This is a genomic window from Pseudoduganella sp. RAF19, from assembly GCF_052114165.1.
GTDB lineage: Bacteria > Pseudomonadota > Gammaproteobacteria > Burkholderiales > Burkholderiaceae_D > Rugamonas.
The window spans coordinates 130,310-151,603 of record NZ_JBFREF010000010.1 but is presented as its reverse complement, the minus strand read 5'-3'; the positions used below and the strand labels follow the sequence as shown (position 1 = coordinate 151,603).

Sequence of the window (21,294 nt, the reverse complement as noted above, 5' to 3'; positions counted from 1 at the left end):
CAAGAAAACTATGAGCACAGCCATCTACAGCCATCCCGACTGCCGCCGCCACGAAATGGGCGACTGGCATCCAGAATGCCCTGCGCGCCTGCAAGCCATCTCCGACCAGCTGATCGCGGCCCAGATCGACGACTTCATCGACCACCGCGATGCGCCGCTGGCCGACGTTGCCGATATCGCCCGCAACCACACGGCCAACGCCATCGCCATCGTGCGCGACCATCTGCCGGTGCAGAGCGGCGATTACTACCCCATCGATGGCGATACCTCGCTCAATCCGCACAGCTGGCAGGCCGCCTTGCGCGCCGCCGGTGCCGCCGTCGCCGCCACCGACGCGGTGATCGACGGCGAAATCGACAACGCCTTCTGCGCCATCCGTCCGCCCGGCCACCACGCGCGGCCCACGGAGCCGATGGGCTTCTGCCTGTTCAATAACATCGCCATCGCGGCCAAGCATGCGCTGGAAGTGCGCGGCATCGAGCGCGTGGCCATCGTCGATTTCGACGTCCATCACGGCAATGGCACGGAAGAAGCGCTGCTGAACGAGCCGCGTGCGCTGATGGTCAGCTTCTTCCAACATCCGTTTTATCCCTACACGCCGGTGCTGACGGAAACGCCGAACCGCGTCAACGTGCCGGTCCCGGCCGGGACCAAGGGCGATGTGATCCGCCAGCTGGTGCAGGAAAAATGGCTGCCTGCGCTGCATGCCTTCAGGCCGCAGATGATTTTCATTTCGGCCGGTTTCGACGCCCACCGCGAGGATGATCTGGGCGGCATGGGGCTTGTCGAGGCGGACTACGCCTGGATGACGCAGCAGGTGATGGAAATCGCCCGCCTGTACGCCAATGGGCGCATCGTCAGCTGCCTGGAAGGCGGCTATAACCTGTCCGCGCTGGGACGCAGCGTGGCAGCCCATGTGAAGGCTTTGTGCGGGATCTGACGCTTCGGGGCTGACCCGGTTTTAGGGTAAAATAGCCGGTTTTCCCTCAGATTCAGAAGGCAAGAGCATGTCTATTCAATGGTTCCCCGGTCATATGAACGCCGCCAAAAAGAAGGCGGCGGAGCAGATGGCGGACGTGGATGTGGTGATCGAGGTGGTGGATGCCCGCCTGCCTGCGGCCAGCTGCAACCCGCTGGTGGAGGAACTGCGCAAGTTCCGCCAGCGTCCTTGCCTGAAAATCCTGAACAAGATCGATCTGGCCGACCCTGCCGCCACCGCGGCCTGGGTCAAGCACTTCGAGCAGGACAAGACTGTCACTGCCTACGCGATGACCACCAAGAAGCAGTCCGACGTGGCACAGGTGATCGGCAAGGCGCGCAAGCTGGCGCCACACCGCAACGAACCGACCAAGCCGCTGCGCATGATGATCATGGGGATTCCCAACGTCGGCAAATCGACGTTGATGAACGCGCTGCTCAAGCGCCGCGTGGCCAAGGTGGGCGACGAGCCGGCCGTGACCAAGACCCAGCAGAAGATTTACCTGGACATCAACACCGCCATCATCGATACGCCAGGCCTGCTGTGGCCCAAGATCGAAATGCCGAGCGATGGCCTGGCGCTGGCCGCCAGTCACGCGATCGGCGCCAATGCGCTGATCGAAGAGGAAGTGGCGGAATGGCTGGCGCAGCTGCTGCTGGAGCGCTATCCGCAGCTGGTCAAGGAACGCTACAAGCTGAATGCCGACGTCATGGCCAGCATGGATGGCGTGGCCGTGGTTGAGCGCGTAGCCCAATTGCGCGGCTACCGCCAGCGCGGCGGCGATTGGGACTACGAAAAAGCGTCCCACATGCTGCTGCAGGATTACCGCAGCGGCGCGCTGGGACGCATTTCGCTCGAAACGCCTGAAACCCGCGCAGCAGCGCTGGCGGTGTTCCAGGAAGAAGAGCGCGTGAAGGCCGAAGCATCCGCCGCCAAGGCCGCCGAGAAAGAGGCCGAGCGCATGAAGGGCAAGCGCGGTACTTAAAACCCTACGGCAAACCCTGGTGGCTGCCACATCGTGGCAGCCACCTGCTTTGCGCCGTGGGTTCTAACCGAACTTGAAGCTGGTCACGGCCAGCGCACCAAAGAAATCATCTTCATGGTAGGGAACGGACGCGGCCTCGTCCTCCGCCGCACCCACCACCACCATCAGCGGCAGCAAGTGTTCCTCGCGCGGATGCGCCATGCGCGCCGACGGCGCCGATTCCCAATCCAGCAATGCCTGCGTACGTTCGGCCGACGGTTTCGCCATCGCCGCGCGCAGCCAGTCGTCGAACTGGTGCGACGCCGCCGCGCCCATGGCGTTGAAGGCGCGCAGGTTGTGGTAGCTGAGGCCACTGCCGACAATCAGCACACCTTCATCGCGCAGCACGCGCAGGGCGCGGCCCACGGCGAGGTGAGTGGCCGGATCAAGTCCGTGTTTGAGCGACAACTGCACGATGGGCACATCCGCCTCCGGGAAGGCCGGATACAGCGCGCTGAAGGTGCCATGGTCGAAGCCGCGTTCAGGATCGAGGTGCGCTGCATGTCCGGCCGCGATCAACAGCGACTGCACGCGCGCCGCCAGATCTGGCGAACCGGGCGCCGGATACTGGATCTGGTAGGTATGCGGCGGGAAGCCGCCATAGTCGTAGATCATCGGCGGGCGTGGGCTGGACGAGATCAGGAAATCGCGTCCTTCCCAGTGTGCCGTGACGGCGAGGACCGCCTTCGGCTTGTCGCCGATCTGGCGCTGGATGTCCTTCAGCGAGGCGTCCAGCTTGTCGTAAGCGGAGCCGAATTGTTCGCGCATCCAGGGCCATGGGCCGCCGCCGTGCGAGAGAAAGTAGGTGGGCAGAGTGTTCATGGAATCAATATATGGCTCGCCCACCTTTAGATCAATGCATATTTTGTGAATGCTGCATTACTTGTTTGTGGCCGATACCGTCATCAGCGCAAACAGCCGGGTAGTACGCATCCAGGCCAGGATCAGGGCGATAATCTGTGTGACGAGGAAGCCCAGCACCAGCATCACCACATTGGCGCCCGCCATATTGAAGCGCGCCGCGCCAAGCAGGGCTGCCAGCAGCAGGCCAGCGATTGTGACGATCGCGTAAGCGCCAAGCACCGCGCCAGGACGGCGCCACAGCAGCTTCAGGCCGCGCCACCACGCCTTCACGGCCGAGGTGCGGCGGCGGTCGATCGCCAGTTCGGCGCGGCCCGCATCCAGCGTAGCGTTGACGAACAGGATCAGCAGCAGCATCGCGGCCATGGCGGCGTAATTCCAAGGCTCCGCGTCCGACAGCAGCACGGCCTTGTCGGCATGCTTCTCGGCCAGGTCCATCAATTGGCCGCCAAGCGCGCCCGCAGCTGCCGTCAGCACGAGGCCCCACAGCAGCATGCGGAACATGCGTGGATACTCGGACACGCCGCCTGCAAACAGCTCGCGGAACCGCGGCGTGTCATGCGCACGGGCCGCCGTGATCGCCGCGCCGGTCAGGAAAGGCGACAGCAGCAGCGTGAGGATCAGCGCCGACAGGCCGGCGCCGTGCACCGCGTCGCCATGACGGCGAATCTCGGACATCAGATCCGTCACCGCCCACAGCGGCAGTTCCTTCGCCAGTTCCGGCGCATGCACGGATTTATCCAGAGCGTTGGACAACACGTCCCACAGCGGCACGCCGGCCAGCAACACCGGCAGCAGCAGGGCGCCCAGCCAGATCAGGAGCAGGCGCCATTGCAGGGCGGTGCGGGATGCATTCTTGATGGTGGTAGTCAGCTTCATACAGTCGTTATCAGGGCAAGAAGGGCTTGGAAGAAAGCGGCAGCATCAAAGGTCCAGCGGCGCGAGGCGCTGCCGTCGGACTTGAGAGTGCGGCTGTCATCGAGCTTGGTCAGATCCAGCAGGTTCTTGTGGCCGGCGTCGATTTCGGCGGAAACGGCCTTCACCGGCTTGGTCCACTCGAACTTCTGCCAGCGCTGGTCGCCGCTCCATTGTGCGGTTTCCTTGCTGCCATCGGCGAAGGTCACGACCACGGTCTGCGGCACTTCGGCGCCGCGGCGGCGCACGATCACTTCGGTGCGGAAGGGGAAGGGGCCGGTGCCTTCCTTGGCATTGGGATGTTCCTTCTTCCACTTCTTGCGGATGTCGTCCGCCCGGTCGTCGGCGTCGTCCTCGCTCAACTGCACGCGCTTGCCTTTTTCGATGGTGTAGCCGGGCTGCGGCACCACTTCCTTGCTGGAGAATTTATCGATACGGTCATCCACGCGGGTGGCGCTGTACACCTGCTGCGCAAACACACGCTCTACCAGGGCGCGCTGTCCGGACACTTCCGCCAGCGTGTCGCGCAGGTCGGCAATGCTGGGGTGACGGAACTTCCAGCGCTTGTAGTATTCCTTGAAGGCGCGCTCGGTCGCATCCTTGCCCAGCTGTTCTTCCAAATCGTGCATGGTGATCGCGGTACGGGTGTACACGGGGCCGACGCCCTGCAGCCGTGCGTAAGCATTTTCGCCCAGCGGGTCGGACGGCTCTTCGCGCGGCATGCGCATGCGTTCGAACTCAAACACATTGAACTTCGGCGAGAAGCCCAGCGCGCGCAGGAAAGGTGTGCTGGCGTGGATAGGCTGGTTCGCGGCGCGCAGCATGCGCATGTCCCAGTATTCGTTCAAGCCTTCGTCCAGCATCGGTTCTTCGAACTCATTGCTGGCCAGGATGCCGTAGAAATAGCCGTGGCCGAATTCGTGGATGGTGACGAAATCCAGCATGTCGCGGTCAAGCGTGCCCGGTTTCGGATCTTCGTAAGCGTCCGCGGTGAAGAAAGTCGGATATTCCATGCCACCCGCCTCTCCGGCATTGTGCGGCGGGATCACGACGGTGACCGTCTTGTAAGGGTAGGGACCGAGCGTGTTGGAGAACCAGGTCAGCGAATCCTTGGTGGCCTGCATTGCGGGTGCCGCGTTGGATGCGTACTCCGGCGGATACAGTACCGTGATCTTCACTTGCGGGCTGCCCGGACCGGTCCAGCTGTCGACCAGCGGCTTGGCGGTGCGCTTGTCGGCGGTCCAGGCGAAATCGTGGACGTCGCCCTGCAGAAAGCGGTGCGTCAGCTTGCCGTCTTTTTCAACGGGTGCGCCTTGCAGCTCGCCGGTGGCGCCAACGGTGTAATCCTTCGGCGCGGTCAGCTTCACATCGTAATTGCCGAAATCCGCATAGAACTCGGACTCGGAATGGTATTCATGCGCATTCCAGCGCACCGCCGTCGCGCCGCGTTCGCCGGGCAGTTCCAGCACGCCGATCTTGGGGAACCATTGCGCCACCAGGTGGAAAGTCTCGAAGTAGCCGGCACGCGCAATGACGCGCGGCAGCTGGTCGAAGAAGGCGATGTCCAGCGTAGTGCTGGCGCCCGGCGCCACGGCCTGCGGCAGGTCCAGCCGCACCACGGTCTGATCGGATTCGGGACCGCCATCCGGATGCACGAACTTCCACGGCACGGCCGCGCCGTTCTGCGCCACGCTGCGCAATTCCGTATAGCCCCATTCGCCGTCCTTGATATCGACGCCGGAACGGAAGCCAACGCCACGGTTGCGCAGTTCGGTGAAGAAGGTGCTGTTCGCGTTCTGGAAGGCGTTCAGGTAGAGATGCATGTAGACGCTGCGCACAGGCTTGTCGCTGCGGTTGCGCCAGGTGAGCTTCTGCTTGCCGTCCACCGTGTGCTTGACGGGATCGAGCGTCGCGTCGATCTCGTAATTCACGACGCGGTCGGACAGCGTCGCTTCGGCGCCGGTGCGCGCACCGCCCCAGGCACTGGATGCGCTGGGCGTGCTGACGGCTGCGGAGCGGCCGGGAACCAGGGGAATATCATCTGCCGCGGCGGGCACTGTTGCGGGGACTGGCGTCTTAGCGCCTTGTGCCATCAGGGTGGACGCAGCGGCCACCAGCGCGACGGCGGGCAGCCATTTCAGGGTGCTTCGCATATCTCTCCAATAGATAAATCGGCAACCCGTGCAATTTAGCCAGCCTTTTACCAATTTGGCAAACTTTTGCGACAAACGGTTTATAATGTCGGCGCCCTGGTGCCACGCGTCCTGCTCATGGACGCAGTTAAACGGGAAACACAAGGCCGCGTGCGCAGAAGCGCGCAAGCCAAGGTGTGCTGCCCCCGCAACGGTAAGCAAGCGCCACTCGAAAACCGGAATACCGGTGGCAGGCACATCGTGCCTGCCACCAGATTCACGCTTCCCGGTTTTTGGCATGCCGGTTCGAAGACCACTATGCAGACAGCATAGGAAGGTGAACCGGTTCGACTTGCCAGCCCGGATACCGGCCAGGGAGGTGGAAGCGCGCCCGCAACGGCGGGGCTTCTTTGGATTCCGGCTGCGGGGACGCAGGCGGATACTTTTTCTGTACTGGTTTGTCCATGAATACCTTTGCATCCCGCAGCGCGCTGGCGCTGGCCGTTTCCCTTTGCTTTGCCGCGCCTGCGTTCGCGGAAGGCGACGTTGTTGTCATCTCCGGTTCCCGCTTCGCTGCCGATCCGGCCTTGCTGCCGATTGGCGCCACCTCCATCAGCGCGGCTGAAATCCGCCGCGCCGGCGCGGCTGACGTGAACCAGGCGATCCGCAAGATCGGTGGCGTGTACGGCCGCCAGAGCCTGACCGGCAGCCCGGACTTCGGCCTCGACCTGCGCGGCTTCGGCACCAACAGCGACCAGAATATGGTGGTGGTGCTGGACGGCGTGCGCCTGTCCGAGAATGAGCTGAATGGTCCGCTGCTGTCCACCATTCCGATCGACTCCGTTGAGCGCATCGACATCATGCGTGGCGGCGCCAGTGTGCTGTACGGCGAAGGCGCAACGGGCGGTGTGATCGAGATCCACACCAAGCGTCCGGAAGCTAACACCACGCGCGGCACCGTGTACGCGGAAGGCGGCCAGTTCGCCACTGGCGAAGTGCGCGGCTCCGTGGCCAAGGCATGGAACGACTTCGCAGTGGACCTGTCGGCCGGCCATCAGCGCACCGACAACTACCGCGACAACAACGAATTCAAGCAGAGCAAATTCAATGGCGGCGCGCAGTGGAACACCGAGTACGGCCGCTTTGGTGTGCGCGCTGACATCGCGCGCCAGGACAACCGCTTTGCCGGGTCTTTGAGCCTGCTGGAATTCCAGAACAATCCGCGCCATACCGACACGCCGAACGATTTCGGCAAGCTGGATAGCGATCGCTATACCGCCACCTACGAGCAAAAGCTTGGCAACTTCGACATCGCTGCCGAACTGTCGCACCGCAAGAAGACCACCGAAGCGACCTACATTAGCTCTTTCGGCACTTTCAGCTCGCATTACGACAGCAAACAAACCCAGTTCTCGCCACGCGTGCGCCACCTGGCGCAATTCGACGGTCTGCTGAACGAACTGGTGACCGGTATCGATTTCCAGCGCTGGAACCGCGTGACCGACGGCACGTACGAAACCACCCAGCGTTCCAAGGCTTTCTACGTGCGCGACGAAATCAAGTTTGGCGGCCAGTATCTGCCACGTATCGCCGCTGGTGTGCGCCGTGAGCTGTTCGACAAGGTCGCGACAGATCCGCTGGGCTTCAATTCCGTGTACGACGTGACCCAGTCGCACAACGCCTGGGAAGTGCAGGGCAGCGTGCTGGCCGCGCCAAACCTGACCGTCTACGCCAAGACCGGCCAGAGCTATCGCGTCGCCAACGCCGACGAAAATGGCTTCACGCCGGTGTTCAACCAGCCGCTGAAAACCCAGACCTCGCATGACGTCGAACTGGGTGCCGGCTACTCGCTGGCCGGCATCAAGCTGGATGCGCGCGTGTTCCGCCATAACCTGAACAACGAGATCTTCTACGATCCGACCGCGGGCATGTTTGGCGCCAACACCAACCTGGCGCCGACCCGCCGTGAAGGTTTCGAGTTCGACGCCAGCGCCAACGTGGCGAAAGACTGGCAGGTCAGCGGCCATTACCAGCACGTGAAAGCCCAGTTCCGCGATGGTCCTAATGATGGCCATGAAATGGTCTTGGTGCCGAAGAACATCGTGACCGCACGCCTGGCCTGGCTGCCTTCCGATGGCCAGACCGCCGATGTGGGCGTGCAGTGGGTGGACCAGCAGCGCTATGGCGCGGACTTCGCCAATACCTGCCTGGGCCGCATCCCGTCCTTCGCCACCATCGACGCCCGCTATGCGCGCCGCTTCGGCCAGTGGGAGGTTGCGGTGCAGGGCACCAACCTGGCGAACCGCCACTACTTCACCGCCGCTTTCGGTTGCAACGCTGGCATTTACCCGAGCGACGGCCGCCAGCTGAAACTGTCGGTCCGCTACGACTTCTGACAGAGGGCCACTTAAGAGTGGCTTAAAAACGCCGCGGGGGAGACATTTCGCCCCAAAAAATGTTAATCTCGCGGCGTTTACCACCCATTCTGAAGGATGAATATGCGTTTCCTGCGTCTCATGCTGGCTTCCGCCGCCTTTATGTTCACTGCTGCCGGCGCCTATGCCGCGGAACCGCAGCAAGGCGTTGACTACAAGGTTCTCGATACTCCGGTTCACGCTGATACCGGCAGTAAAAAGGTCGAGGTGATCGAGTTCTTCATGTACTCCTGCCCGCACTGCAATGCGCTGGAGCCGATGATGGCTGATTGGGTCAAGAAGAATGCCGACAAGATCGTGTTCAAGCGCGTGCATTTCCCGCGCACCGGCGAGAAAGACCCGCTGGCACACGCTTACCTGACCCTGGAAGCGATGGGCAAGGTGGACCAGGCGCACGACAAGCTGTTCCGCGCATACCACGTTGAGCACAATCGCCTGATGACCGACGACTCCATCACTGAGGTGGTAACCAAGGCAGGCATCGACAAGACCAAGTACCTGGAAGCCTTCAATTCTTTTGGTGTGCAGTCTAAAATGAAGCGTGCGAACCAGCTGATCAACTCCTACAAGGTCGACAGCGCACCGACCATCGTGATCGATGGCCGTTATGTGACTTCGCCGTCGCAAGCTGGCCGTCCGGGCGAACCGGAATCGCTGTCCCAGCAGAAGACCCTGGTCGTGATGGATTACCTGGTCAACAAGGCCGCAGCAGGCAAGAAATAAGATATGGCAAATCGTGAAGAAGACGTGATCCAGGCATACCGGGATTCGATCCCGGACGAATCGCGCCTGTTCAACCGCACCCGCATCAACCAGGTGGCATGGACGCTCATCGTGCTGCTGTGCGGTCTCGTCTTCTGGATGGCGATTGCCCTGATCAATGCGGAGAACCAGCGCAATGCCCTGATCAACAAGCAGTGCCGCGATCGCGTGTTCCCCGAAGAGATCGACAAGGCCTGCATCGTCAGTGTCCATTCACGCGAACACTGGTGGGAACATCTTGCTTACGCCATGTGGCATACCTCGCCGCAGCGATAAAAAAAGCCCGCAACCGCGGGCTTTTTCTTTAGCTGTGCTTCTTCTCGTCGATCACCACCGTGCAGGTTGATCCGGCCACCAGCACCTGACCCTTCGGCGTATTGTCGATGTGGATGCGCACCGGAATGCGCAGCGCCAGGCGCACCCAGTTGAAGGTCGGGTTCACGTCGGCCAGCAGTTCGCGGCCGGTGGTGGCGTCGCGGTCGGTAATGCCGCGCGCTACGCTTTCGATATGGCCTTGCATGCGCACGCCGTCCATCAGCTGCATATCGACCTTGGCGCCTTGCTGCAGCAGGGGCAGTTTGGTCTCTTCAAAATAGCCGATGACGTAGTAGGACTCGCTGTCGATCAGGGCCAGCTTGGCGGCGCCGACGGAAGCGAAATCGCCTGCATGCACATTCAGGTTGGTGACGAAGCCGCTGACCGGCGCGCGCACCACGGTGCGCTCCAGGTTGACCTGCGCCAGCTTGCGCGCGGCCTGTGCCGCCTCGATCTGGGCGGTGGCGCTGCTGACGGCGAAGTCCGCCGTTTCCTTGTTCTCGGCGGAGATCACGTCGCTGCCCAGCGCGGCGCGGCGTTTGGCTTCGCTGCTGCGGCGGCCTTTCTCCACCTGCTGCGCGGACAGCGCGGCATTGGCCTGGGCCAGGGCGCTGGTGTAGCGCTCCTTGTCGATCACGAACAGCACATCGCCTTTCTGCACGTACTGGTTATCCTTCACCAGCACTTCGGTGACGGTGCCGGAAACGTCGGCCGCGATGTTGATGACGTCGGCGCGGATGTGGCCATCGCGCGTCCATGGCGATTCCTCGTAGCGGTCCCAGGCCGTTTTGCCGGCCCACAGGGCGGCAAGCAGCAATAAGGCACTGATGGTAAAGCGGAAGATCTTGGTCAGCATAGGGAGTCTTCTTATTGATAGAGATTGATGATTAAGCCGCCGAAAATGCAGGCCAGCAGGGAAAGCCGCACCAGCGCGGGGTGCCATAGGCGGCGATACACGCCGAGGTAGCCAAGCACGCCATCCAGCAAGCCTTGCAGCAGCAGGCTGGCGAAGAACAGCGGCAGAACGGTTGGGATCAGAACGCCGAACACGGACAGTTCACGCGGCATGGCTGGTTTCTCCTTGGTCGAGCAGGGATGTGTAAATGGAATGCAGATCGGTCAGTGCGGTGTGCAGGCGCGGCAGGCGCTCGGCTGATGCATCGGGCAGCGCGCCGCGTAGTACCGGGCCGGCGGCCAGAATTGCTGCCTGTGCGGCCGTGCTGGAGACGCGCTCCGGTGCACGCAGGTGCGCGGCCAGGCTGTCGACGACGCGCTGCAGCGCCTCGCGCACGGGGCCCTGCTGGGACGTCGCCAGCAGGGCGCGCAGTTCGATCGTTGCGTGGCCCAGTTCCAGCAAGGTCAGGCCCTGGCGCACGACGGCGCGGGCGTCAGTGCTGGGCGCCGGTCCGGCGGCTGCATTGAGCTGGCTGAGCAGGTCGCGTACACGGTTGTCGAAGCGATGGCGCAGGCGGCGCGCGGACTGCGCGACGGCGGCAGGCCGGCTTGCGCTGCCGGACAGGCGCGCGGTGCAGGCGTCCAGCGCCTCGCGCCACAGGGCCGCAGCAACGTGTTCGCGATTACCCATGGTGTGCTCCGGCAGCAGCACCGAGAAGGCCGCGTAAGCGATCAGCACACCCAATATCTGCGAGATGGCGCCATTCAGGTAGGCGCCCACGTCGAAGCTCATATGGTTGGCTGGCGCGATGAACAGGCTGGTGAACAAGGCCATGCCGACGCCGATACCGCCGCGTTTCGGATCGGACGTCAGCCACATCGCCAGTGCCAGCAAGGGCAGGGCGGCCAGCACCAGCATGGGGTAATCGTTTGCCTGAATCACCAGGTAGAACTCGGACACGAAGCACAGCGGGAAAGCGGCCAGGAAGCCGATCATGATCTGCTTCACCATTGCCGTTGGACGCGGCGAGGACGAAGCCAGCGCGCAGAACACGGTGCCCAGCACGACCATATTGGCCAGCTGCGGCCACACCATCCAGTACCAGATCGTCGCGGCGGCCAGCAGCATCAGCGCGGCGCGCACACCGCTGGCGATGACAATGCCCGGCGGCGTTTTGGGTGCGTAGGCTTGCGGTTCGCTGACCTGCACCCGGCGCCGCTGCGCCAGGCCGTCGTACTGCGCCGCGAACGAGGCGATATTGCCGGCAAAGCGCTCCAGCAGCTCGACGGCCGTGTCGAAATCGATGCGCCAGCGGCGCGAGGTGTCTGCATCGCAGTCCGCATCGGCCAGCGCCAGTGCATCGCGGGCATCGGCAATGGACGCGGCCAGCTGCGGGCGCAGTGCGTCAAAGGCCGCTGCTGCGCCATGGCTGCCGTCGGTGTGCGGCGCAGGCGCCGCTGTGCGTGCGGCCGCCATGGCGGCCGACATGGCGCCCGCCAGTTGGCGGTGCAGCGGTTCAAGCAGGCCAGGCACCGGCGAATCAGGCTGCGAGCGCGCACGGTCGATCAGGCGGTGCAGCGTGTAGAAGGTGGTCAGCGCCGTCATGAACGCGGCATTGAAGGCATGCAGCTGGCGCGTGTGCGAACGCGCATGCGCCGCTTCGAAGAAGGCTGCCGCGCGGCCGGACTCCAGCGCCGCGATGTCGGCTGCAAAGCGCAGATGCGACACTTCCGCTTCCGATGGCGACAGCTTATGTTCCAGCACCTTCTGGCAGAAGCCGAGGAAGCCTTCGAAGCGCGCCTGCACCGTGCGCATCACCAGCGGGCCATGCGCGCGCGGGAACAGCACGTCGTTGATGACGGAAGCGCAGATGATGCCCAGGCCTACTTCGGTGGCGCGCGTCACCGCCAGCGAGAACACGGCCGTGGGATGGTCCAGCGAAGGAACGCCGATCATCACGGCCGTATAGCCCGCCAGCACGAAGCTGTAGGATTGCTGATTGCGGTGCATTGCCGCACCGGCGGTACAAAGGCCTACCCACAGCGCCAGGCCGAGAAAGAGCAAGGGCGCCTGCTGCGGGAACAGCCCAACCAGCAGCAGCGCGGCGGAACAGCCGACGATGGTGCCGAGCAAACGGTAGAAAGCCTTTTCCAGTACCATGCCGCTGCTCGGCAGGGCCAGGATGAAGGTGGTGGTCATCGCCGTGCCGGGCGAATCGAGGCCGAGGCGGAAGGCCAGCCATAAAGCGGAAAAGGCCGCCACCATCGTACGGGCTACAAACATCCAGCGCCCGCCGTCGGTGGCAGCCCAATCGAGGACCTGCCTGCCCACCCAGCCCGCCGCGGATTTGATGCTTGGTTTGGCGGTGGCTGGAGAGGGCGTCATGATAGCTCTATAAACTGTGTTCTAAGTTATCCAGCTGTCTTCTGAACAGCTGTTCCTGTGCCCGGATATCTTCCGGATCGTAGCCGTCATAGGCTCGGGTCGTACGCGCCCAGACTTCGGGCATCACCTGTTCGATCAGCGAACGGCCGGCATCGGTCAGCGAAATCATCACGCAGCGGCGGTCGCCCGGACGGTTGCCGCGAGTGATCAGGCCTTGCGATTCCAGATCGTTGCAAACCCTGGTCAGGTTCGCCGGTTTTTCCATACACGCTTCGCCCAAAGTCGAAGCAGTCGATGTTTCATTTTCAGAGCCGTACAATACGGCCAGGACCATATAGCTGGCATCCACCAGGTCATACTTGCGCAGCACTGCGTTCGACAGATCTTTCATGCGCTTCTGGACGTGGTACGTCATGCGCAGCAACCGCATCAGGTCCTCCGGGAATCCCGGCATGCGCGTGTGAATATTCTTCAGGCGCTTGTTGGTGGCATCAAAACTGCCCATGTGCAGTCACTCCTGTGCAATCGAAAGCCAAATTTTACTATTGTTGACCTAAGGTAAAGACATTTTTAGGCCTCCTCCGAGCGCCGACATCAGGCTCGCGTAGTTGTCCAGACGCTGCATTTCGACCTTTGCCGCCTGCTCTTCTTCGTTCAATAAAGTGAGTCGCGCAGACAGCACAGTCAGCGAATCGGTTATACCTGCGCGGAAAGATCGATCCGCGAGGCTGTGCGCATTGCGTGCCGTGGCCAGTGCTTGATCGGCCAGTTGGCGCTGCGTTTCATTAGATTGCATCTGCGTCACAGTGTTGGCAACTTCCAACAGTGCGCGGATCAAAGTCGCGTTGTACTGCTCGACGGCGGCATCGTAATTCGATGTTTGCGCTCCCAATTGGCCGCGCAATCGCCCACCGTCAAAAATCGGCAAGCTCAGCGCGGGCGTAATGCCACGCACGCTGGAACTGGCGTTGAGGAATTTGCTGAAGCCAAACGACTGCAAGCCTGCGAACGCCACGATATTGATGTTCGGGTAGAACGCTGCCTTCGCCGCTTCGATGTCGTGGCCCGCCGCTTCGACGCGCCAGCGCTGGGCGGCGAGGTCGGGGCGGCGGCCGATCAGCTCGGCGGGGAGTGTGCTGGGCAGGCCCACATTGCCATGCAGGGTCAGCTTGGGCCGGGTGATCGTCTCTCCGTCACCCGGACCTTTGCCGATCAGGGCTGCCAGCTGGTTGCGTAGCAGAGCAATCGTCTCTTCCAGTTGCTCCGCTTCGCGCCGTCCTGCCGGCAGCGTTGTCTCTACAGTCGTAACGTCGATCGCACTGGCCAGGCCTGCGGCGTGGCGGCGCTTGGTGATGTCGAGAATACGCTCGCGCTGGGACAGGCTGTCGTGCACGCTGTCCAGCAATTCATACGCGTACCACAGCTGGATGTAGCTATGGGCGATATTCGTTTCCAACGCCAGCCGCGCTGCCTGCGCTTCAGCCGACGCAACCTGGGTATCGTCCAGCGCGGCGGCCAGCAGATCGTGATCGCGGCCCCACAGATCGAGGTCGTAGGACCCGGTCACGGTGGCGGTGTTCAGCCATGCCCAGTTATCAGCCAGCGGCGGTGGTGCAGTACCGCGCGCAGAAAAGCGCTGGCGGTCCGACGACGCACTGGCATCCACGCGCGGCAAGGTGGCCGATTTAGCGATACCTGCAACGGCTTGCGCCTGGCGCACGCGCGCCTGAGCGACTTTCAGCGAAGGGCTGTCTGCAATCGCGGCTTCCACCAGGCGATTCAGTTGCGCGTCGCCCAGCGCTTCCCACCACGCTTCGGTCGGCCAAGCCATCGGCTTGGCGGCGTGGATCGCGCTGCCGGGCTTGAGCGTGTTGGCGGGCAGGGTGTGCGACTCGGGATGGATGTTCCCCATGTCGGCACAGCCCGCCAGCACCAGGGCCAGACCCAGCGTAGCGGCGGAAGTAGCGGGTGCGAAGCGGCGCAGCATTTTCAAGGCTTACTTGGCGGTTTGCTTCTGGGTCCGGGCCACGTCCAGATCGGCTTCGGTCTGGATCAGGGTGCCGTTTTTGCGCGCTGCGTAGAACTCGGCCATCACTTGTTCGCGGGTCAGGCCCTTGGCTTGCTGAGTGGCGGCGACGGCGGTCGCAGCGACCGGGGCGGACGATGCGGCGGCAGTATTGGCGCTCGCATCTTCGGCGGCGAAGGCTGCGCTGGCAGCGGACAGGGTCAGGGTGGCAATGATCAGGTGTGCGGCGTTCATGACAATTCTCCTAGAAAGTGAACAGCATGAAAGCAGTATATACCTAAATAGTACACAAATGAAATACGTAGAAATACGAGGTGTGCGCCCTCGCTTCGTGTGACTTGTTAAAGTAAATGCAAGGCCGTTTTACGGTATTTGCATCTGGGAGAATCATCATGACTGGCAGCAGCACACTTGATCCCGACAATATGCCGGCCCGCCGCGACCGGGTTGTCGACAAAGGACACGGTACGGAGGCGCTCGGCCCGAGCGACTCCTCGGACTCCGGCAGCGATATCACCGGCAACAGCGGACTCGCCCAGCAGATCGACACCGGACTGGAGCAGGGCACTTATGGCGATACGGAAGCCGGCCTGGCGGATGGCACGGCCGGCCCGGACATCGGCGACGCTAACCTGAGCAGCGATTCGGATTCCACCGGCACCGGCGAACGCGCTGCCGCCGGGCGTGACACGGTAGCGCCCGATGGCGCCGACATCGGCGTCGATCACATCGAAACCGTGCCGTTCACCACGAAGCGCGAACGCGACGACGTGGAACGCGGCCCGTAAAACCCGAGGCGTGAACCAGGGTGTCTGCCACGATGTGGCAGACACCAGTCTCTGCCGTTGGTTTCCTAACGGGCCACGGACATCACATCCGCCAGCCAGTCCACGAAGGCGCGCACGCGCGGCGAGAGCTGGCGCTGGTGGGGATACAGCACGGACACGGTCATCGGCGGCGGCGCGAAGTCTTGCAGCACTTCACGCAGCGCGCCGCTCTGCAACTGGTCTTCCACGTGGTAGCGCGGCACCTGGATCAGGCCAAGATCATTCAGGCAGCACGCCACATACGCTTCGGCATTGATGACGCCGACCTTGCCCGGCAAGTCCAGCGTGCGTATGCCGTCGCTGGTGCGAAACTCGAACGGCAGCATGCGTCCGCTGGCACTGGAGTAGAAGTTGACAGCCCGGTGGCCCGCCAGATCGTCCGGCATTAAAGGTTCGCCGTGCTGCGCGAAGTAAGCGGGCGTAGCAACTGTCACCTGCGCCAGTGAGGCCACACGCCGCGCCACCATGCTCGAATCCTTCAGTTCGCCCACGCGCAGCACGCAGTCCATGCCCTCGCGCACCAGGTCCACAAAGCGGTCGCCCATGCCGATTTCCAGATCGATGTCCGGATAGCGCGCGAAGAATTCGCGCAAGCGCGGCAGCACGTAATGGCGCGCCAGCGTTTCCTGCAGGTCGACCCGTACTTTCCCTTTTGGCAGCACGCCACTGGTGCCGAAGCCCGCTTCGGTTTCTTCCACGTCCGCCAGGATACGCAGGCAGCGCTGGTAATAGGCCTCACCGTCCAGCGTGGGGCTGACCTGGCGCGTGGTCCGGTGCAGCAGGCGCACGCCGAGACGTGATTCCAGCTGCTTGATGGTGTGCGTGGCGGTGGCGGCGGGCAGGATCAGATCGTCCGCCGCCTTGCTGAAGCTGCGCAGTTCCACGATGCGGGTGAACAGCCGCATGGCATCGAATCGGTCCATTATTGAGGATTTTTGAATAGTTATCGCAAGTTTAGCGCATTTATCCAAGTGGAGAAAAGGAAGAAACTGTCCCCATCAACTCAACAACTTGGAGAAAATCATGAAACAAGTCGCAATCGTTACTGGCGCATCCCGTGGCATCGGCGCTGCCGTCGCTCACCGTCTGGCTGCCGAAGGTTATGCCGTCGTTATCAACTATGCAGGCGCAGTGGAGGAAGCGGATGGCGTTGTCGCCGCCATCAAGGAGCAGGGCGGCGAAGCCTTCGCCGTGCGCGCCGACGTATCGGACAGCGGCGCGGTGCGCAGCCTGTTCGACGCCACCATTGACCGCTACGGCCGCGTGGATGTGCTGGTGAATAACGCTGGCCTGATGCCGCCGGCCCTGCCGCACCTGGCCGACACCGACGACGCCACTTTCGACCGCCTGTTCGCGGTGAACGTGAAAGGCACTTTCAACACGCTGCGCGAAGCCGCTAAACGCCTGGAGCAGGGCGGCCGCATCGTGAACTTCTCGACCAGCGTGATCGGCCTGTCGCTGCCCGGTTATGCCGTGTACGGCGCAACCAAGGGAGCGGTCGAAGTCATGACCAACATCATGGCCAAGGAACTGCGCGGCAACAACATCGCCGTCAACGCCGTGGCGCCTGGCCCGACCGGCACTGACCTGTTCCTGAACGGGAAAACGCCGGAGCAGATCGCCGCCTTCTCGAAGATGGCGCCGCTGGAGCGCCTCGGCAAACCGGACGACATCGCCGAAGCCGTGGCCTTCCTCGCCACCCCGAACACCTGGATCAATGGACAAACCCTGCGCGCCAACGGCGGCATCATCTAAGGAGAAATATCATGACTAGCCAATCTGTCGTTCTCGTTACTGGCGCTGCAACCGGCATCGGCGCACTGACTGTACGTTCCCTCGCCAAAGCCGGCCACGTGGTCTACGCCAGCATGCGCGATATCGCAGGCCGCAACGCCGCCAAGGTGCGCGAGCTGCGTGATTGGGGCTTCGCCAACGGCGCCGATGTGCGCGTGGTGGAACTGGATGTGCTGTCGCAGGCATCGGCCGATGCCGCCGTGGCATCCATCGTGGCCGACCGTGGCCGCCTGGATGCGGTGGTGCACAACGCAGGCCACCTGGTGATCGGTCCGACCGAAGCCTTCACGCCGGAAGAGATTTCGCAGGTCTTCGACACCAACTTCCTCGGCACCCAGCGCGTGAACCGCGCCGTGCTGCCGGTGATGCGCGAACAGGGCAAGGGACTGGTGCTGTGGGTTAGCAGCTCCACGGTACGCGGCGGCTTCCCGCCATTCCTCGGCCCTTATGCGGCAGCCAAGGCGGCGATGGATTCGCTGGCGGTGAGCCTGTCGTATGAACTGACGCGCTTTGGCATTGAGACGTCGATTGTCGTGCCGGGTGCCTTCACTGCGGGCACGGAGCACTTCCCCAAAGCAGGCAAGCCTGCGGACGAAGCGACCGCTGCCGCATATGCACGCTACGACGGCTTGCTGGACCAGGTGGGCGCCCGACTGAGCGAACTGTCGCCGCCGGAATCCGATCCGGCAGCAGTGGGCGAAGAGATTGCACGCATCGTCAGCCTGCCGCATGGTGAGCGTCCCTTCCGCTCGGTAGTGGACTTCATTGACGACGGCGCCGCCGAAGTGACTGAAGTGGCGGAACGTGTGCGCGAGCACTTCGCCAAGCGCATTGGCATCGATGACCTGCTGAAGGTGAACGCGTGATGCTGCGCAGTCTGGCCACCGTTGCTGCGGTTGCCGCCGCGGTGGCTTTCTGCCTGAGCGCCTGCGCCGAGGAGAAGGGAATGAAACAGTCTGTGACTTATCTGCATCTGCTGCGCCACACGCCGTTTTTCACGGCGCTGAGTAAGGAGCAGCTGCAATACGTGATCGCCAACTCAACCGAATGGGAAGCGCGCGCAGGGCAGGAGATCAGCAACGGCGCCGAAGCGTCCGACTTTATGTGGGTGCTGCTGGATGGCGGCTGGCAGGTGGAGCAGGCGGGGCGTGTTTCTGCATCCGGGCATGCGAGTCCCGGCAAATGGTATGGCGGTGTGCCGTCCGCCATGCCGCCTGCCGACAGCCGTCTGGTCGCCAACCAGCATAGCTATGTGATGCGCATTGCGCGGCGTGACCTGGAGCAGATGCTGGCCGACGGTTTCGATTTCGGCAGCCATCTGCAGCAGGGCGCGGGCTTTTACGCGGGGCTCAATGCTTTGACGAGCCAGCCCAAAGATTGATCTTGCCTTCCTGGGCTTGCGCGTCGATGGCGCGCAGTTCGTCGGCGCTGAAGGAGAGATTCTTCAGCGCCGCGACGTTTTCGCGGATCTGGGCCGGGTTCGACGCACCGATCAGTGTGGACGTGATGCGCGGATCGCGCAGCACCCAGGCCAGCGCCATCTGGGCCAGGGTTTGTCCGCGGGCCTTGGCGATGTCGTTCAGGGCGCGCACGCGCTTCAGGTTTTCCTCGCTCAAGTGCTCGGACTTCAGCGAGCCGCCGCCGGGACGGTTCACGCGCGCATCCTGCGGGATGCCGTTCAGGTATTTGTCGGACAGGATGCCTTGCGCCAGCGCGGTGAAGGTGATGCAGCCGATGCCTTCGTTGCCCAGCGTATCGAGCAGGCCTTCCGTTTCGATCCAGCGGTTCAGCATATTGTAGGAAGGCTGGTGGATCAGGCACGGCACCTTCCAGTCGGCCAGCAGGCGCTTGGCTTCGGCGGTTTTCTCGGCCGAGTAGGACGACACGCCGACGTACAGCGCTTTACCCTGATGAACGGCATGCGCCAGCGCGGCCATAGTTTCTTCCAGCGGCGTGTCCGGGTCGAAGCGGTGAGAATAGAAGATGTCCACGTAGTCGAGGCCCATGCGCTTCAGGCTCTGGTCCAGGCTCGCCAGCACGTACTTGCGCGAGCCGCCGCCCTGGCCGTAGGGGCCGGGCCACATGTCCCAGCCGGCCTTGGTGGAGATGATCAACTCATCGCGATATGGCGTGAAGTCCTGCTTGAACAGGTGGCCGAAGTTGGTTTCCGCGCTGCCGTAAGGCGGGCCGTAGTTGTTCGCCAGGTCGAAGTGGGTGATGCCCAGATCGAACGCCGTGCGCAGCATTTCGCGCTGCATGGCCAGACTGGTTGTATCGCCAAAGTTATGCCACAGTCCCAGCGACATCAGCGGCAACTTCAACCCGCTCCGCCCGCAAGTGCGGTACTGCATCTCTTCATAACGGTGGCGCGAGGCGGTGTAAGTCATCTGGAGTCTCCTGGCATTACGGTGGGGACATCATCATAGCGCGAAGGCGCGCTCTTTGCGCTCGATCAATTTGTTTCAAATGTTGCTGAGTTCGCCAATTCAGTTCGTGGACGCTAAGCTGAATCCATGGACAATTACGACGCATACCAAATCGAGCGATTGGCCAAGCTCGAAGCGATCATCCCAACCCTGGCGACCAAGGCGGACATGGAAGCCCTGCGTGCGGATGTGGCGCGCTGGACGCTAGCCACCGTGATTGGCCTCTTTGTCGGCTTTGCCGGCCTTTTCCTGGCGATGGGCAAGCTGTACGGCCCGCCGGCCGCGGCGCCTTGTGTGTGCGCTTCAGCCGCACCTGCCGCTCCCCAAGTGACAAAGTGAGCATTTCAGACCACCATTTTCTGGTAGTTTCGCAGCATTGGATCTTGGCACGCGAGGAATCTTTGTTAAAGCTGACCGCATTGATCATGTTGACCGTCTGGCAGACCGCACAGGCAGCGCCAATCGAACCGTGGACGAAATCCCTGACGTGTGCCGATCAGCAGGTCAGGCAGTTCCGAAGCCTATCAGCGCGACAGGCCACCCTTCAAAATGAAGGTTCTGCCAACCGCTGGAGTCAGTTTGAACGCAATTAACAAGGCTGACATTCGCAGTTCCTTCGAACTCACACGCCCACGTCTGGACGACTGATGACGGCAATGCTGAACAAATGGACTGTGGTGGCGGCTGCGGGTGTCTTTGCTACTGCGGCGTGGTACTGGTTCTCGCTTGACGAATCGGGAAAAACGTCCGTTGCCCTGACAGCGACTGCGCCCTCGCACAAGCAAGCGGCAGCACTTGCGCCATTGCCTGCCCGGGAGCAGGCCACGAGCGCCGCGCCAGAGCCATTGCAGGCACTCGTCGAGCGGCTGGCGCGCAGCGGCAATCCACAGGATGCGTATCACGCCTACTACCTGATTTACCGCTGCGTCTCCTTGCAGCGCTATGGCGAGTACCCGACCTGGAAGCCCGCGTCGTTGCGGGCCTTAACGGCCTCAGGCTGTGAGGCGCTATCCGAACGGGTAAAGGCGAACCGGCTGGATTATCTCGAGCGTGCCGCAGCGGGACACGTCCCCGGTGCCGCCTACGCTCTGGTACAGGAAGGCCCGTTTGGCGATCCCAGCGCACTGACCACTCGCCCGGACGATCCGCTCGTCAAGGAGTGGAAAGCGCGTATGTCGACCATGCTCACTGAGCGCGCGGCGGAGGGTGAAAAGGAAAGCCTGCAGAAACTGCATAACGCGAACATGTTCAACGAAACGGTGGTGAGCGTCAGCGATCTGCAAGCCTTGACATATGGACTGGCTCTGCGCACGCTCTATATCCAGGATGGTCTACCCGCCGATGAGTTGTTGCCCGTCAGTGAATCCATGCTAAGTGTCATCAAGGCCCGCCTGACGCCGCAGCAGTTCGCGCAGGCCACCACGGACGCTACCGAAATATTGCGCAAATCCGCCGAGCACAAGCAGTAGTTTTCGCATATACTCGGCGCGTGATCAATTCTTGAGAAAGGAGGGCATC

The 21,294-nt window shown here is 62.6% G+C and carries 23 protein-coding genes and 1 riboswitch; of the genes, 12 read left to right on the top strand and 11 right to left on the bottom strand.

Annotation, left to right across the window (positions count from 1 at the left end):
* Positions 1-10: 10 nt before the first annotated feature.
* Positions 11-940 (top strand): histone deacetylase family protein, encoded by a 930-nt coding sequence (locus AB4Z19_RS25390; protein ID WP_442026173.1) that lies wholly within the window; start codon positions 11-13, stop codon positions 938-940.
* Between the two features lie 67 nt (positions 941-1,007).
* On the top strand, positions 1,008-1,964 hold the full coding sequence (gene ylqF, locus AB4Z19_RS25385; protein ID WP_442026174.1) for a ribosome biogenesis GTPase YlqF: 957 nt from the start codon (positions 1,008-1,010) through the stop codon (positions 1,962-1,964).
* 63 nt (positions 1,965-2,027) lie between these two features.
* On the opposite strand, the gene AB4Z19_RS25380 is transcribed toward ylqF, so the two are convergent.
* The 3 genes from AB4Z19_RS25380 to AB4Z19_RS25370 are packed head-to-tail and all read right to left on the bottom strand — an operon-like array spanning position 2,028 to position 5,932.
* Positions 2,028-2,825 carry a DODA-type extradiol aromatic ring-opening family dioxygenase gene (locus tag AB4Z19_RS25380; RefSeq protein WP_442026175.1) on the bottom strand — a complete coding sequence of 266 codons (798 nt, stop codon included), beginning with the start codon at positions 2,823-2,825 and terminating at the stop codon, positions 2,028-2,030.
* 57 nt (positions 2,826-2,882) lie between these two features.
* Entirely contained in the window at positions 2,883-3,743 is an 861-nt protein-coding gene (locus tag AB4Z19_RS25375) for a hypothetical protein (RefSeq protein WP_442036452.1), read from the bottom strand.
* Positions 3,740-5,932 carry a M1 family metallopeptidase gene (locus tag AB4Z19_RS25370; protein WP_442036450.1) on the bottom strand — a complete coding sequence of 731 codons (2,193 nt, stop codon included), beginning with the start codon at positions 5,930-5,932 and terminating at the stop codon, positions 3,740-3,742. The genes AB4Z19_RS25375 and AB4Z19_RS25370 overlap by 4 nt, the downstream gene beginning before the upstream one ends.
* Positions 5,933-6,012: 80 nt before the next feature.
* Positions 6,013-6,301, top strand: a riboswitch (cobalamin riboswitch).
* Positions 6,302-6,375: 74 nt separating this feature from the next.
* Between AB4Z19_RS25370 and AB4Z19_RS25365 the strand changes: the two genes are divergently transcribed.
* The 3 genes from AB4Z19_RS25365 (at position 6,376) to AB4Z19_RS25355 (ending at position 9,384) form a co-directional block, all read left to right on the top strand.
* A complete protein-coding gene (locus AB4Z19_RS25365; protein ID WP_442026320.1) occupies positions 6,376-8,307 on the top strand; it encodes a TonB-dependent receptor in 1,932 nt (643 codons plus the stop codon).
* Positions 8,308-8,409: 102 nt separating this feature from the next.
* Entirely contained in the window at positions 8,410-9,069 is a 660-nt protein-coding gene (locus AB4Z19_RS25360) for a thiol:disulfide interchange protein DsbA/DsbL (protein WP_442026321.1), read from the top strand.
* A gap of 3 nt (positions 9,070-9,072) precedes the next feature.
* Positions 9,073-9,384: a hypothetical protein gene (locus AB4Z19_RS25355; protein WP_442026322.1), complete on the top strand. Its 312-nt coding sequence runs from the start codon at positions 9,073-9,075 to the stop codon at positions 9,382-9,384.
* Between the two features lie 28 nt (positions 9,385-9,412).
* Here AB4Z19_RS25355 and AB4Z19_RS25350 read toward each other — a convergent pair whose 3' ends face one another.
* Genes AB4Z19_RS25350 through AB4Z19_RS25325 form a run of 6 tightly spaced genes read right to left on the bottom strand, consistent with a single transcriptional unit; the run spans position 9,413 to position 14,963 of the window.
* Positions 9,413-10,279, bottom strand: coding sequence for an efflux RND transporter periplasmic adaptor subunit (locus tag AB4Z19_RS25350; RefSeq protein WP_442026323.1), 867 nt, complete (start codon positions 10,277-10,279; stop codon positions 9,413-9,415).
* An 11-nt stretch (positions 10,280-10,290) separates the two neighbouring features.
* On the bottom strand, positions 10,291-10,491 hold the full coding sequence (locus tag AB4Z19_RS25345) for a DUF1656 domain-containing protein (RefSeq protein WP_442026324.1): 201 nt from the start codon (positions 10,489-10,491) through the stop codon (positions 10,291-10,293).
* On the bottom strand, positions 10,481-12,703 hold the full coding sequence (locus AB4Z19_RS25340; RefSeq protein WP_442026325.1) for an FUSC family protein: 2,223 nt from the start codon (positions 12,701-12,703) through the stop codon (positions 10,481-10,483). The genes AB4Z19_RS25345 and AB4Z19_RS25340 overlap by 11 nt, the downstream gene beginning before the upstream one ends.
* 7 nt (positions 12,704-12,710) lie before the next feature.
* On the bottom strand, positions 12,711-13,208 hold the full coding sequence (locus tag AB4Z19_RS25335) for a MarR family winged helix-turn-helix transcriptional regulator (RefSeq protein ID WP_442026326.1): 498 nt from the start codon (positions 13,206-13,208) through the stop codon (positions 12,711-12,713).
* Between the two features lie 48 nt (positions 13,209-13,256).
* Entirely contained in the window at positions 13,257-14,690 is a 1,434-nt protein-coding gene (locus tag AB4Z19_RS25330; RefSeq protein ID WP_442036448.1) for an efflux transporter outer membrane subunit, read from the bottom strand.
* Between the two features lie 9 nt (positions 14,691-14,699).
* Positions 14,700-14,963 carry a DUF4148 domain-containing protein gene (locus AB4Z19_RS25325; RefSeq protein ID WP_442023835.1) on the bottom strand — a complete coding sequence of 88 codons (264 nt, stop codon included), beginning with the start codon at positions 14,961-14,963 and terminating at the stop codon, positions 14,700-14,702.
* Positions 14,964-15,121: 158 nt separating this feature from the next.
* Between AB4Z19_RS25325 and AB4Z19_RS25320 the strand changes: the two genes are divergently transcribed.
* Positions 15,122-15,517: a hypothetical protein gene (locus tag AB4Z19_RS25320; RefSeq protein ID WP_442023833.1), complete on the top strand. Its 396-nt coding sequence runs from the start codon at positions 15,122-15,124 to the stop codon at positions 15,515-15,517.
* 65 nt (positions 15,518-15,582) lie between these two features.
* Here AB4Z19_RS25320 and AB4Z19_RS25315 read toward each other — a convergent pair whose 3' ends face one another.
* On the bottom strand, positions 15,583-16,479 hold the full coding sequence (locus AB4Z19_RS25315; protein WP_442036446.1) for a LysR family transcriptional regulator: 897 nt from the start codon (positions 16,477-16,479) through the stop codon (positions 15,583-15,585).
* A gap of 100 nt (positions 16,480-16,579) precedes the next feature.
* On the opposite strand from AB4Z19_RS25315, the gene AB4Z19_RS25310 reads away from it, so the two are divergent.
* From AB4Z19_RS25310 to AB4Z19_RS25300, 3 genes are read left to right on the top strand one after another with little or no spacing between them, the layout of a single operon-like run.
* A complete protein-coding gene (locus AB4Z19_RS25310; protein WP_442023829.1) occupies positions 16,580-17,311 on the top strand; it encodes an SDR family oxidoreductase in 732 nt (243 codons plus the stop codon).
* Positions 17,312-17,322: 11 nt separating this feature from the next.
* A complete protein-coding gene (locus AB4Z19_RS25305; RefSeq protein WP_442023827.1) occupies positions 17,323-18,216 on the top strand; it encodes an SDR family oxidoreductase in 894 nt (297 codons plus the stop codon).
* Complete coding sequence (locus AB4Z19_RS25300; RefSeq protein ID WP_442036444.1) at positions 18,216-18,731, top strand: hypothetical protein; 516 nt, start codon at positions 18,216-18,218, stop codon at positions 18,729-18,731. Before AB4Z19_RS25305 ends, AB4Z19_RS25300 begins: the two co-directional genes overlap by 1 nt.
* Here the strand turns inward: AB4Z19_RS25300 and mgrA are convergent.
* A complete protein-coding gene (mgrA, locus tag AB4Z19_RS25295; protein WP_442036442.1) occupies positions 18,700-19,737 on the bottom strand; it encodes an L-glyceraldehyde 3-phosphate reductase in 1,038 nt (345 codons plus the stop codon). The genes AB4Z19_RS25300 and mgrA overlap by 32 nt on opposite strands.
* A 126-nt stretch (positions 19,738-19,863) precedes the next feature.
* On the opposite strand from mgrA, the gene AB4Z19_RS25290 reads away from it, so the two are divergent.
* Genes AB4Z19_RS25290 through AB4Z19_RS25280 form a run of 3 tightly spaced genes read left to right on the top strand, consistent with a single transcriptional unit; the run spans position 19,864 to position 21,245 of the window.
* Positions 19,864-20,115, top strand: a complete 252-nt coding sequence (locus AB4Z19_RS25290; protein WP_442023824.1) for a hypothetical protein — start codon at positions 19,864-19,866, stop codon at positions 20,113-20,115.
* Positions 20,112-20,369, top strand: a complete 258-nt coding sequence (locus tag AB4Z19_RS25285) for a hypothetical protein (RefSeq protein WP_442023823.1) — start codon at positions 20,112-20,114, stop codon at positions 20,367-20,369. Before AB4Z19_RS25290 ends, AB4Z19_RS25285 begins: the two co-directional genes overlap by 4 nt.
* 54 nt (positions 20,370-20,423) lie before the next feature.
* Positions 20,424-21,245: a hypothetical protein gene (locus AB4Z19_RS25280; protein WP_442036440.1), complete on the top strand. Its 822-nt coding sequence runs from the start codon at positions 20,424-20,426 to the stop codon at positions 21,243-21,245.
* The last annotated feature ends 49 nt before the right edge of the window (positions 21,246-21,294 follow it).